Annotated in this window: 12 protein-coding genes and 1 pseudogene; 4 read left to right on the top strand and 9 right to left on the bottom strand. The window is 49.9% G+C overall.

Annotation, left to right across the window (positions count from 1 at the left end):
• The first annotated feature begins 25 nt into the window (after positions 1 to 25).
• Positions 26 to 1,885, top strand: coding sequence for an iron uptake porin (locus AC1S5B_RS18035; protein ID WP_482037083.1), 1,860 nt, complete (start codon positions 26 to 28; stop codon positions 1,883 to 1,885).
• Between the two features lie 267 nt (positions 1,886 to 2,152).
• Positions 2,153 to 3,313 (top strand): FMNH2-dependent alkanesulfonate monooxygenase, encoded by a 1,161-nt coding sequence (ssuD, locus tag AC1S5B_RS18040; protein ID WP_482037084.1) that lies wholly within the window; start codon positions 2,153 to 2,155, stop codon positions 3,311 to 3,313.
• A 184-nt stretch (positions 3,314 to 3,497) separates the two neighbouring features.
• Here ssuD and AC1S5B_RS18045 read toward each other — a convergent pair whose 3' ends face one another.
• Positions 3,498 to 4,400: a hypothetical protein gene (locus AC1S5B_RS18045; protein ID WP_482037085.1), complete on the bottom strand. Its 903-nt coding sequence runs from the start codon at positions 4,398 to 4,400 to the stop codon at positions 3,498 to 3,500.
• A gap of 81 nt (positions 4,401 to 4,481) precedes the next feature.
• On the opposite strand from AC1S5B_RS18045, the pseudogene AC1S5B_RS18050 reads away from it, so the two are divergent.
• A pseudogene (locus AC1S5B_RS18050) lies at positions 4,482 to 5,202 on the top strand (IS1 family transposase).
• On the opposite strand, the gene AC1S5B_RS18055 reads toward AC1S5B_RS18050, so the two are convergent.
• The 8 genes from AC1S5B_RS18055 to AC1S5B_RS18090 all read right to left on the bottom strand — a co-directional run bounded on the left by AC1S5B_RS18055 (position 5,199) and on the right by AC1S5B_RS18090 (position 10,183).
• Entirely contained in the window at positions 5,199 to 5,492 is a 294-nt protein-coding gene (locus AC1S5B_RS18055; RefSeq protein WP_482033865.1) for a transposase, read from the bottom strand. The pseudogene AC1S5B_RS18050 and the gene AC1S5B_RS18055 overlap by 4 nt on opposite strands.
• 151 nt (positions 5,493 to 5,643) lie before the next feature.
• Complete coding sequence (locus AC1S5B_RS18060; protein WP_482033864.1) at positions 5,644 to 6,012, bottom strand: transposase; 369 nt, start codon at positions 6,010 to 6,012, stop codon at positions 5,644 to 5,646.
• Between the two features lie 75 nt (positions 6,013 to 6,087).
• On the bottom strand, positions 6,088 to 6,636 hold the full coding sequence (locus AC1S5B_RS18065; RefSeq protein WP_482037086.1) for a hypothetical protein: 549 nt from the start codon (positions 6,634 to 6,636) through the stop codon (positions 6,088 to 6,090).
• Between the two features lie 65 nt (positions 6,637 to 6,701).
• On the bottom strand, positions 6,702 to 7,676 hold the full coding sequence (locus AC1S5B_RS18070; RefSeq protein ID WP_482037087.1) for a Uma2 family endonuclease: 975 nt from the start codon (positions 7,674 to 7,676) through the stop codon (positions 6,702 to 6,704).
• A gap of 342 nt (positions 7,677 to 8,018) precedes the next feature.
• Positions 8,019 to 8,327, bottom strand: coding sequence for a hypothetical protein (locus AC1S5B_RS18075; RefSeq protein ID WP_482037088.1), 309 nt, complete (start codon positions 8,325 to 8,327; stop codon positions 8,019 to 8,021).
• Positions 8,328 to 8,591 carry a hypothetical protein gene (locus tag AC1S5B_RS18080; protein WP_482037089.1) on the bottom strand — a complete coding sequence of 88 codons (264 nt, stop codon included), beginning with the start codon at positions 8,589 to 8,591 and terminating at the stop codon, positions 8,328 to 8,330.
• Complete coding sequence (locus tag AC1S5B_RS18085; protein ID WP_482037090.1) at positions 8,543 to 8,902, bottom strand: hypothetical protein; 360 nt, start codon at positions 8,900 to 8,902, stop codon at positions 8,543 to 8,545. The genes AC1S5B_RS18080 and AC1S5B_RS18085 overlap by 49 nt, the downstream gene beginning before the upstream one ends.
• Before the next feature lie 81 nt (positions 8,903 to 8,983).
• On the bottom strand, positions 8,984 to 10,183 hold the full coding sequence (locus AC1S5B_RS18090; RefSeq protein WP_482037091.1) for a virulence factor: 1,200 nt from the start codon (positions 10,181 to 10,183) through the stop codon (positions 8,984 to 8,986).
• A gap of 198 nt (positions 10,184 to 10,381) precedes the next feature.
• Here AC1S5B_RS18090 and AC1S5B_RS18095 point away from each other — a divergent pair, with 198 nt between their 5' ends.
• On the top strand, positions 10,382 to 11,584 hold the full coding sequence (locus tag AC1S5B_RS18095) for a tyrosine-type recombinase/integrase (RefSeq protein WP_482037092.1): 1,203 nt from the start codon (positions 10,382 to 10,384) through the stop codon (positions 11,582 to 11,584).
• Positions 11,585 to 11,670: the final 86 nt, after the last annotated feature.

The raw sequence follows: 11,670 nt of genomic DNA on the forward strand, positions 1-11,670 counted from the left end.
ACTCAACTTTGGTGTGAGAAAGGAAATGTCTCAGAAAATACAAAAAACTCTTTGGATAGCTTCGTTGCTGAGCACTGGCGCATTGGGAGCCATGGCGATCTCCATGGTGGGTGAACCCGCCCATGCGGGTGAAGTTCCACCCCAAGTGTCTTTACCATCCATTTCAGGCTCCGATTCAAGCAAAATTCTGGCTCAAGCTACATCAGCGCCCTCCAATGCAGAGGCTAGTTTGCAGCAACTTAGCACCTATAGTGCTGAGGGGCGTAACCCAGGAATGGAACAAGTCACTTCCGTCTCTCAGTTGACCGACGTTCGCCCCACGGATTGGGCATTTCAAGCGCTGCAATCCTTGGTAGAGCGCTATGGTTGCATTGTGGGCTATCCCGACAAAACCTTTCGGGGTAATCGTGCCACGACTCGGTTTGAATTTGCGGCTGGTTTGAATGCCTGCCTGGATAAAATTCAGGAGTTGATTGCCGCCGCAACGGCAGACTTCGTGAAGAAGGAAGATTTGGAAGTTGTTAAGCGACTTCAAGAAGAATTTGCGACTGAATTAGCGGCATTGCGCGGTCGGGTTGAATCTCTGGAAGTTCGGACTGCTACTCTTGAGAAACAACAGTTCTCCACCACCACCCGCTTGAACGGCGAAGCCGTCTTTGCCGTTGCTGATACCTTTGGCGATGCTGCTACTGTGGATGGGATTGGTAGACGACTGACGGTGAACGTTCCCGCCCCTACTGCAACCAGTCCCAATGCCACCAGGGCGGTTCCAAGCCCCACCGGGGATAATACAGAAACCATTTTTGGCAATCGCGTTCGCCTCGTATTGAACACTAGCTTTACAGGCAAAGATTTGCTGTTTACGCGGCTGGCTGTTTCTAACATCACTCCCTTTGCAACCAACGCTTTCACCGGCACCAACACCACCCGGCTAAACTTTGATGGCGGCACAGGTGTTGGTGGGGCAGCCGACAACTCGGTTCGTGTGGATAAGCTGTACTACCGCTTTGCCCTCGGTAAGCTAAGACTCCAAATAGATGCGATCGCTGGTGAATCCTACAGTGGTTTAGTCAGCCCGTTGAGTGGTCCTTTCTCTAGTGATTCTCAAGGCTCCATTTCTCGCTTTGGTCGCTTTAATCCACTGGTTTATCGGGCAGGTAACCCTTCTGGAACAACGGGCGGCAGTGCTGGCGGTTCCTTGCAGTATAAGTTCAATGATTTCGTGCGCTTTGAAGCGGCATACATCAGCGATAACCAAAGCAACGACCCCACCTTCACCAGAGCGACTAGAAATGGTTTGTTTGCTGGCTCCTACGCGGCGATTGGTCAGATTGTCCTCTCTCCCATCAGAGGCTTGGATATAGGACTCAACTACGTGCGAGGCTACCAGCCCGCAGGCGACATCAACTTTACTGCAAGCACTGGTAGCGCATTTGCTGGTAGACCCTTTGGCAATGGGGCAACCAGCGGGTTTTCATCTGATACCTTTGGCATCTCTGCTCAGTGGGCAGTTACTCGCAATGTGGTGATTGGTGGTTGGTATAGCTATTCCAATGCCTATCGCAAGGTCAATTCGGACTATGCCAATATCCAAACCTGGAATGCGTTCATTGGCGTTCCGGATATTGGCGGCAAAGGAAACTTGCTGGGTTTATCGGGTGGTCAGGTGCCCCGGTTGAACGATACTCGCTTTCGGGTTAACAATGGGGCTGGTCTACGCCAGATTGACCGGGATGCTTCCTACGAAGTGCAAGCGTTTTACCGCTATCGCGTGACCGACAACATTTCGATTACGCCGGGGTTCTTTGTGATCTTCAATCCTGAAGGAAACTCCAGAAACGAAACTCAGTATGTTGGAACGGTGCGAACTACCTTCACGTTCTAGCAAACAATAGGTTTGACTAAATCCTCACATCCGAATCTTGCTGGTGAAACATTGCTGTCCACCAGCATTTTTTTGCGGATTTGCAATCCAGTCGATCGCAGCAGCTTTTAACAACCATTGGATGCTTGAGCTTGTATCCACTTGTCTAGATCACAGTCATCGATTAAGCTTATAGCTACTGTATCTCTATCAGCTTTTAGTAGATTAAAGACCACCTATTCAACGGGCGATCGCTTTAGCCTATTCACCTTTACAGCAATAGTCCCTATGCAAATTCTATGGTTTGTTCCAACCCACGGAGACGGTCGTTACCTGAGTACAGCAGTAGGCGGTCGCGCAACGGATTTTGATTATCTACGTCAGATTGCTCAAGCTGCTGATCATCTTGGCTACACCGGAGTTTTATTACCGACTGGGCGATCGTGTGAAGATGCCTGGATTGTGGCATCGACTCTAGTCACCCATACCCGTCAACTGAAATTTTTGGTGGCAATTCGTCCCGGATTGGTGTCGCCTGGTATGGCAGCACGAATGGCAGCAACGTTCGATCGCCTATCGGGTGGACGCTTGTTGATTAACGTAGTCACGGGAGGCGATCCAGTAGAACTCGCTGGCGATGGTGTGCATCTTAGCCATGATGATCGATACCATTTAACGGATGAATTTTTAACGGTATGGCGCTCAATCTCTAGGGGAGAAGTAACCAGCTTCAAGGGCAACTATCTAGATGTTCAAGGGGGCAAGATCTTATTTCCGCCCCTGCAAACGCCCTATCCGCCTTTATGGTTTGGGGGTTCTTCAACCATTGCTCAGCAAATAGCCGCGAAACATGTGGATGTCTATCTCACTTGGGGAGAACCCCCCGCGCAGGTTGTCGAAAAAATTGCAGCGGTACGCCAGCTAGCCGAAGCTGAAGGACGCACGATCCGGTTTGGAATTCGGCTGCATGTGATTGTGCGCGAAACTGAACAGGAAGCATGGGAAGCGGCTGAAAACCTGATCCGATATGTGGATGAAGACGCGATCGCCACGGCTCAAAAAGCTTATGCCCGCATGGATTCGGAAGGGCAACGACGCATGACTCAACTCCATGGTAGTAGCCGAGCTGCACTGGAAATCAGCCCCAACTTATGGGCAGGAGTCGGTTTAGTGCGGGGCGGAGCGGGCACAGCTTTAGTAGGCGACCCAGAGACGGTTGCTGCGCGGATGTTGGAATATGCCAACTTAGGGATTGAAACATTTATTCTTTCCGGCTATCCCCATTTGGAAGAAGCTTACCGGGTGTCGGAGTTATTGTTTCCCCGATTACCTTTAGACAAGCCACCCGCGATCAAGCAACATCTCCTCTTTAGTCCCTTTGGAGAAGTGATTGCCAATGAAGCCTTACCAAAAGCACTTCACTCTCAGTCAGGCACTACGGTTGATTAGGATGTAGCTGATTTTATATCACGATGGAAATTCTGAACTCATGCCGTCCACTGCGAACAGATTGCAACAACTGTATCTAATGCGGCGATTGACGTTTACTCGAAAAGCTCCTAATGAGAAGCACTGGTGCAGAAACCAAAATCTTATTACGGCGCATCTGCAAACCTACAACGTTTAATTGGCTTTAATACCTTCCCAACACCCAAATTTGTCCAGTTTCATAAAACTCTCCTCGCTGCTCGATCGCATATCCCCCCAAGAGCAAAGCTAGCCACAGTTGCATTAGGGGCATCCCCATCGCCTGCTGAAGTTGAACCAATGAAATTGTTGAAATCTGATGTTCCTCTAGCCATCGGGCGATCGCTCCAACCCAACTTGAAATATCCTCATCATGAGCAATCTCCATCGCCTGATTAAATGCGTCCACTTCCGTCAATCCCGGCTTCCGACTCATCTGCTCATCTAACACTTGCAGCACGGCGACTCGATCCAATTCCCCAACCACGGAATCACCCTCCAAAACTTCCTGCCGCTCCGAGCTTTGTCTGGGCAAACTCACCACTGAATGAATAAACTGCTCAAAATCCACCTCCACTGTTTGGCGCACATACTGCTCCAAGGCATCGGTTGCCAGCACCACCCCGCGCTCTGCAACTGACTCCAACTCTTCAAATGTCAACTCTGCAAACTGAGTAAACTGCAACACAATCTGGGAGATGCCCTCAGCCGCTACCTCTAATGCTTGTACAAGAAGAAGGTCACCCTGTTGCAAACTCACTTCCAACTCTTGCCACAGCGGATCAAGGTCTAACGTGACTTCAGGTTCTTGATTCTCCTCGCTTATCTGTTCTGAATCCAGCACCAACGGTAAGCCCGCCTCTAGGGGCAGTTCCACCCACCTGGCAAACCAGCGAATTCGGTAGCGCGATTCCAGCAAAGAGAGAACTTGACCCAGGTAAGCATGAAACTGAGATGGCAGCAGCCCGCGACAATCAAGCAATGGCGTGCCGCTCTCTGGCGTTGACCCTTTCCAGACTTCGGTTTTGAGCGCCATGACACCAGCAGTCTCCGGTTGACGATAGACCATCAGGTAGTGTTCTAGACAAGGGGATGAGAATTAGGGAGAATCAGAGAACTCAAATAAGTTAGATGAACCGAAAAAACTGCGATGGTACTTGAACCCGTACATTGTCCTGCATGCAACAGCACGAACATCGTTAAACACGGCAAGACGGCTGAAGGCAAACAACGCTATAAATGCCGCAACTCCGAATGCCCTCGTCACAGTTTTGTTTTGGAGTATTCTTACCGAGGCTACTTACCCAGCGTGAAGCAACAGATTTGCGATATGGCGATGAACGGCAGTGGAATTCGAGATACGGCGCGTGTGCTCAAGATTAGCCCCACTACGGTGATTGAAGCATTAAAAAAAAGATCGTCATCTTGAACAGGTGAATCAAGCACTATTAGAACAACTCAAGCCAACGGCTGTGACCATGGTCAAACAGGTTGAAGAAGCTGAAGCAGACGAGATGTGGAGTTTTATCCAATCCAAAAAACAGCAGCGCTGGTTGTGGCACGCGATTGATCATGAAACTGGGCAAGTATTGGCATAGGTATTGTCGAACCATCAAGACACAGCTTTTCTCGAACTGAAGTCATTGTTAGAGCCATTTGGCATTCAAACGTTTTACACCGACGGCTGGGGAGCCTATGCTCGGTTGCTGGATGAAAATCAGCATCAAGTTGGCAAGTGGAACACCCAAAAAATTGAGCGGAAACACTTCACCTTACGAACTCGAATCAAGCGTACGCCCTTGGCGGAGCGAAGCTCTATAGCTCGCAAGACGATTTGCTTCTCTAAGAGGATGTTTGTAAAAGAGTGTTAAGGAGTTTCTTTCTTCCACCTTCTGCGATTATTGTCTAGTCGTCGCAGCATCAACCGAATCATGGCAACATACACCAACCCCTCATGGTTCTCTGGCAATCGTTCGTAGTCGCGGGTTAATCCTCGACAATTTTCTAACCACGCCCAAGTTCGTTCCACAATCCAGCGCTTTGGTTGGACTGAGAATCCTTTTCCCTGATGCTCCACAATCTCAAAGTCAACCTCATAGACCTGGGCTAAATCAACTTCTAGGTCTCCTCGATAGCCCTGGTCTGCTAGAACCTTAGCCAATCGCCCATACGTGTCTATTGCCCTAAATAATACCCATGGAGCCCCGCTTTCACATCCGCTTGATTCGCCGCTCCCACATGACACTTGAGCACCAGTCCTAAGACATCAACAACAATCGTTCGCTTTCGACCTTTGATCTTTTTGAAGCCATCTACACCAATGTGCTCCCCCCTTTTTCTCCCAATCTGACTGACTGGCTATCAATGATGCCCAAACGGGGTGCTTCTGCTCGTCCGACTGAGCATCGTACCTGTTTGACTAAAGCCTGATTAATCGATTCCCATATCCCCAAACGCACCCACAAGCGAAAGTAGCCATACACCGTTTGCCAAGCTGGAAAATCAGCCGGTAGGTTGCGCCACTTCACTCCATTTTCAACCCGGTAGAAAATGGCATCTAACACCTGCCGTAAATCCACTTCCCGCAAGCGTCCTACGGGTTTTTCTGTGGGTAATAAAGGCTCAATTCTGTGCCACTCGGCATCGGTTAAATCACTGCTGTAGGTTTTAAGTGCTCCCATCTCTCAACCTCACTCAACTCTGGCTTCTTAGTACGCTTTTTAACTAGATTTCGTAAATACTTTCGCAATGTTTATTTACAAACACTCTCTAAAGCGCTCTGGCTGCTCCCAAGATCGCGGCATCTGTTGCACGACACCCGCAAACTTGAGAATGCCATAGTCCTGTTGCAGCACAATTAGAATCGCCTCAATGCAAGCATCAATTTGTTTGGGCAATAGTCCGGCACAGTAGATGGGCTGCACCACTGCCAGTTTAGTTTTCCCCTGCCGGACGATCGCCGCAACACCATCAACTGGGGCGTTGTAGCGAGGTGCGCGATAGACAATCAATTGGGCAGTGGCTTGAGTTTCAACAGGACTAACGTCAACCCCCACTTGTGTCTCATGCCATTTTTGTCTACGAGTTTGATTGCGCTGATAGCGGTGACGCGCATAAGACCGACGACTGCGACAGACCTGACTCACATAGCAGTTGTCGCCCGTTGCTCCATGCAGCGATTTCACCTCTGCCATTGAGAGCATGGCACAGCGGACGCACTTGGCTGGAATTTGCTTGGGCGATTGGGCGACAGCGTCTGATGCAGACCGTGAGCTGTTTTTGCTGAGATCGTGCCGTTGAACCATTGGGTTACATAGGTTAGGGCAAGCAGTGTCTGAGGTGACTCATGGCTTGAGTACCAGGTTTCAATTCAATCGAGAGTACGCAGCGCTTGGGCTTGAGACTCTGACAAACTCAAAATCTGAGCCACTTGCTCCAATTCCATCCCCGATGCTAGCAGATTTTGAGCTGCTTGCAGCACCTGAGTTTGAGCTTGTTCAAGTTGCTGCTGGGCCTGCTCTCGGGTCAGCCGTTCTTGTTCTTTTGCCTGTCGCTCTTGCTCAGTGTCTGTCAGCAACCAGTTTCCCTCTTGGTCACACCAGCGCAACCAGGCAGCGGTCACTCCCTCAAATTCCCCTTGCCAGATGCCTAAGCCAATCTCTAAATCCTCCAGCCACACCAGCGGGGCTTCTGAATTGAGCGATTGCTCCTGATACTGTCTACCCTCCAGCTTGAAATAGCGTAAGCGTTGGGTGAAGCGGCTGTAAACAAAGTAATAGGGAACCCGCACCCGCGTTTCATACACCTCGAATTTTCCGGGTGGTTTTGGCTTTGTTGTCTCGTTATCCCCATTTGAAATGATAGCGCTACTCGCAGGGGAAGATGTTTCACCCTCTGACCCCTCAGATGTCTCATCAAAGAAGCGCCCCAAATCTTCTGCTTCTGTTCCCGGTGACAGAAACTCGACCACGACAGTAGGCGGATTGCCCTCCTGCCACAACACATAGCTGCGACGCAAATCTCGCTGCTCGTACAAGCGAGGCACATCCACCACCAGAAACCAATCTGGGCGCTTGTGCCACAAGGGATGACGCACCGTGTAGTAAAGATTCAGGTCAGACGCAGTGAAGCAATTCTCTCGGCTGTAGCCCGCTAAACTGAGGGTGCGGCTCAGAAGTTGGGGTTGGAGATCGTGAAATTCGTCAGGCAAACCAGGTTCCTCCGGATCTTCACTGGGCAGATCATACATGGTCGGCAAGATATCTTTGGGCGATCGCGGTGGATCATCCTGCTCAATGTGAATGACCGTGTCAGTCGCCAGCAGCTTGTGCGTCGTCGGAACCATTGTCACCTCGACCCAGTGATTTCACAGCCTCAATTCTACCGTTCTTTCAAAGTCCTACGCTCACTTATCTTTCCAATTTCGTCTGACATTTGTATATTCCAGATAATGGTTGTTATCCGGAATATGATAAATGGGAAATTTTGAGTTGCTTACTCTGAGTCCCTGTTGAAATCGCGATCGCTCAACAGAACCGGACGCTTAATAGCTATCCTTCAGCCAATCAAGCTGAACCTGATCTTGCAAATTGAGACCCTAACAGACCCAAAACTTCAGCGAGAACCAGTAAACCTAGAGCAATCGGTTCAGCCGCGCACAGACTATAAACTCCCATCCGGGGGTTGGCTAAGAAGTAAACCTGACTAATAGCTCTTCTTGTGAGAGTTGTAGGAGCAGCGGGGTGTACTCTTCAGGAGGTAAGACTAAGATTTGAGAAATCAGGGCAGCCAGGGATTCGTCGAGTTCCCCGAAGCGGACTTTGAGTAGATTTTCTATAACCTTCCGTTCGCCCTGCTTCTCACCTCGGCGGTCACCTCGACGCTCGGTTTCCTGTTCCCATTCTAAATACGCTTGCGATAGGGTCATAAGCAACTGCTCATCCTCAGAGGTTTGGGTACCAGTCAGTTCAATTGTAACTTTCCATGCCGTCAGCATTTATAATGTTTTAGAACACCGGAAATCCGTTGCTGGTAGCGCCAAAACTTCAGCGATCGCTTGCCGTTGTGTTTCGTCCCGTCCCAAAATTCGCAGCCAAAGAGTTTCCTCGGTTGAGGGGAGTTGGTTGATCGCAACGATAACCGTCTTAAGCGCATTTGCTAGAAAGTAGATGCCCGGTAGCCATTGTTCATTTGGAACTGCACTAAAATCATTCAGAACTGGCTTTGAAACATCGGCGGCAAGAACCCAAAGTTTGGGCAACTCCTCTTCCAAAGTCCGGCTCTCTTGACGATTCGCCTGCCGACGTTGGTCTTCATGCACCCAAATAGCTTCAGCAAACAGGTGCGGACTTCGGTGCGGGTTGGTGGATTGTGAAAGGGTTCAATCAGGCAGGGAGTTGTGGCAATTCTACCCAGTAAGCCCAAACTATCGGAATCAATCGTAGGTTGAAGAGCGGGTTCAAACCAAACATCGACAAACTTCGATTCTCCGGGGACTTCTAAACTCCGTTCGGCTCGACCTAACGGAGTCAGAAATTCTTTTGCTAACTGATCGAAGGGAATTTGAGTCATGGCACAGTTGCTTTGTACTATTTACATTTACCATGCTGGTAGTCAGTGCCGTTAAGGTTCGAGCCTCCTTTGGAATTGTTCTCACTCCTTCGCATTGATGCCGCTGCCCTGGGTAATCCGCAACCACATCGGCAGTTGCGTCTCACCACCGCCCTCAATCCGCTCTAGCGCTGCTATCATCTCAATCCGCACATCGAATTCCGCTTCGCGTTCCACTGCATTACGTAGGGCATCTACAGCCGTGAAATCGCCCAGTTCATTCAAGAATCGAGCGGCTCTCCAACGCACTAGCTTCGAGGAGTCTGCTAATGCTTGAGTCATGGTTGGCAGGGCGCGGGTGTCCCCCAAATCGCTTAAGGCATCTCCTGCTATCCGCCGGACGATCGCGGATGGGTCTGTAAGCACAATCTGAGCCAGCGGTTCAACGGCTGCTGCCATGCCACTGGCACCCAGGAGTGCAGCCGCCCAGCGACGAATCGTGCTCTGTTCGTCAGCGAGGATAGCTACGATCTGAGGCAACGTTTCAGGAATGACTTCAATCTGTTGGAGTGCTTTGAGTCGATATTTCCAGTTCAGGTGATGCAGATCCGCTAACAGAGATTGCTGTCGGTCGGCGTTATGGACTTGCTTTTTGGTGTCATTAGACATTGCAGCGGCTTCAATCCGAGCCAGTTCGTCATCGTCCATTAGGCTAACAATCTCGTCTACGACCAGTTGCGCGACTGCTTCAGGGGAGCCAGCCGGAGCCTGGTAAGGTTCCCACCGTCGCTCTGCCACGTAATTTGCGCCCGTGGCACGAATCGCTCGTTGAAGTGCCTGATTGAATCGCTCTGGTAAAGCCACTCGTGCTTGTTGACCATCGGCAGCGATCGCTCTCACTTGCACTGGAATCCCACGAAACACCTGAACAGCGACCTCAACGGAACCTAAGTTTGAGCTGTGCGACTGGCTAGTTGGACTAGCAGTTGGCATTGGCTCCTGGGACTGTGAAACCTGATCTAGAAGCGTTAAGTCAGCATCTTGAGCCACCCCAATAATGCCAGCAGCTTCAGCCAGAATTGGCTGCCAGTCTGCATTCCCTTTACGGGTCAGCGTGATGAAATCATGGACGAGAAAAACCGATTGGACTGTCTCAATGGCAAGCAACTGTTGAGCAAAGGTCGGAGCATGGAGCTGGTCTCCGCCTTTCTGCAGCGTCAAGGCTTTGGCGCTAATCACCTCATTTAGATTGAGTTTGATGCAATTCGGACTGGGTGTGGTTTCAATCGATCGCAGTTGCATAGCCTTATCCTTAACTCGTCCAGATCGCCCAACCATGCGGTGAATTTGATTTCAACCGATGTGGCTTCACACTGATCCTAACTCACTGGAATTGCCAACCGTTATTTGATTGTGGTTTCAAATCAGCCGTTTCCACCAGCAGCTTAAGTCGTAAAATGCACCTGATGGTCGAACGTTTTTGACTGAGGAACATCGTTCATGAATCGCCGCAAAATGGTTCCAGATCCTGTGGTTCTGCTACTGCAATCGATTGATCGCAAGACAGGTTCAACCGTTAGTTCAATTCGCCCAGACCTGACGGATTTACGCGAGGAGCGGGTCAAGGAGTTTTTGCAGGCGCGATCGCTGGCTCCAAAAAGTCAGAAAGCTTATCGCCAGGATTTACAGTGTTTTTTGAATTGGACGAACCAGGGCTGGGCGGAGGTTACTCCTCGTCAAGTGGCTCAGTTCAAAGCTTATTTGATGCGAAAGGACTTAGAAATAGGGCGGCGATCGCTCTCGGATGCGATGGTCAGAAGAATTTTGGGAACGCTGAAGAATTTCTATGGGTGGCTGGTACGTTCTCGCTATGTGAGTATCAATCCGACGACGGAAGTGGATTTGCCGAAGCTGACGGAACCGGAGGCACAGAATCTGAAGGATATAGAGGTAGAGCGAATTGTTGAAGCAGCGTTAGCTAGTTCATTGCCGGAGCGCAATGTTGCTTTGATTACAGTGCTGTTGCATGGGTTACGGGCTGAAGAGGTATCCATGTTAAATCTGGAGGATTACGACGCACGACGGTTACGCATCCGGGAGGCAAAGGCAGATAGTAAGGGATGGGTACCATTGACGCTCCTAGGACAGGAGGCTTTGGAGCGGTATCTTCAGTGGCGCGAATTGACGGGGGAAGTGCTATCTCCAGAGTGTCCGTTGTTTGTCTCCCATTCCCGGCGCAATCTCTGGCAGCGGTTGGGCTATGACGGGATTCGTAAGGTGATGGATGCGATTTCAAAGCAGACGGGAATTGACTTTTATGCTCATCAGTTCCGGCATACGTTTGCGACGAATTTGGTATTGAAGGGGATGAATCCCTATCATGTGATGACGTTGACTCGGCATAAGTCGGTGCAGAACTTTCGCCGCTATACCAAGGCAGCAGACCAACAAGCGGCAGAAAAAGCGTTTGTTGAAGTGATGGGGATGAGAGGAATGCGATCGCGTCTGAAAAAGATGGATTTGGATCATCGGCTCCAAAACCTACCGTCTGAATCAATGTGGTTTTGGAGCTATCTGACTAACTACAGCATCCCGAATCAGAAGAGTATTCAGTTACTCAACAAAAGTGTGTCCGAAGCCGGAACGCAGAAAAGTTCGATCGCGCTTCAGACCAATGGTTATAAAGCCGACCGATATGAATAGTGTGTAAGAACTTACCCCAGCAGCAGTTACAACTTCAATTTCAATGCTGGAAAAGTCTAAAGTGAAGAGAAGAAATTGGGATACAT

Source organism: Leptolyngbya sp. CALU 1928, assembly GCF_056784215.1.